Source organism: Caballeronia sp. LZ029, assembly GCF_031451275.1.
Taxonomy (GTDB): domain Bacteria; phylum Pseudomonadota; class Gammaproteobacteria; order Burkholderiales; family Burkholderiaceae; genus Caballeronia; species Caballeronia jiangsuensis.
In genome coordinates, this window is record NZ_JARUXO010000007.1 from 1 (window position 1) to 921 (window position 921).

Genomic DNA, 921 nt, shown 5'->3' on the forward strand with positions numbered 1-921 from the left:
TGCGAGCGCGTCGGAAACACCTTGGACAGCACCGCCACCGACAAGCCCGCGCGCGCGAGTTGCAGCGATGCGCGCATGCCCGAGCCGCCCGCGCCGACGATGACCACGTCAAAGCGACGACGCGGCAGGGAAGTCTTGATTGCAGCCATGTTCTTTAAACTCTCCAGAGAATCTGTGCGGCGTAGCCGGCGCATCCGATCAGCCACAGGATGGTCAACACCTGCAAGAGCAGGCGCAAGCTCATCGGCTTGACGTAGTCCATCCAGATGTCGCGAATGCCGACCCACGCGTGGTAGAAGAGGCAAAGCAAGGCCACGAAAGTCGCGAGCTTCATCCACTGGGTCGCGAAGATGCCCGCCCAGCCTTCATAGGAGAAGTTGTGCGCGCCGAAGAACCAGAACAGCAGAATGACGGTATAGACGGCCATCACCACCGCGGTGATGCGTTGCGCGAGCCAGTCGCGCAGGCCGTAATGCGCGCCCACGACCAGGCGCTTGGGGCCGACTCGATTTTGCGTTGCCATGTTTAGAACACTCCGAAGATCTTGAGGGCCATCGCGAGCGTGAGCAACAGCGAAACGATCAGCACGATGAGGGCGGTCTGACGGCCGCCTTCCTTGTTCACCGCGACGTGGGTGTCGAGCAGCAGAAAGCGGATGCCCGCGCAGAAGTGATGCAGATACGCCCACGACAGCACGAGCGTGACGATCTTGACGATGGGGTTGGCGAGAAAGCCCTTGAACGCGTCGAACGAAATTTCCGACGTGAGGCTCTGATCGAGCAGGTACAGGATGAACGGCAGACACACGAAGAGCAGCAGCCCGCTCACACGATGCAGGATCGAAACCTTCCCTGCCAGCGGCAAGCGATACTTCGCGAGCTGGCCGATTCCGATGTTCCGGTATTCCGGCCTTGGTTTTTT

At 60.5% G+C, this 921-nt stretch carries 3 protein-coding genes; all 3 read right to left on the bottom strand.

The window, feature by feature from the left end:
• Positions 1 to 149, bottom strand: a 149-nt coding sequence (locus QCE73_RS33840) for an FAD-binding protein (protein ID WP_309885315.1), incomplete at its 3' end; no start/stop codon positions are given.
• A gap of 5 nt (positions 150 to 154) precedes the next feature.
• Positions 155 to 523: a succinate dehydrogenase, hydrophobic membrane anchor protein gene (gene sdhD, locus QCE73_RS33845; RefSeq protein ID WP_187605503.1), complete on the bottom strand. Its 369-nt coding sequence runs from the start codon at positions 521 to 523 to the stop codon at positions 155 to 157.
• A 2-nt stretch (positions 524 to 525) separates the two neighbouring features.
• On the bottom strand, positions 526 to 921 hold a 396-nt coding region (gene sdhC, locus QCE73_RS33850), incomplete at its 5' end, for a succinate dehydrogenase, cytochrome b556 subunit (RefSeq protein WP_250487933.1).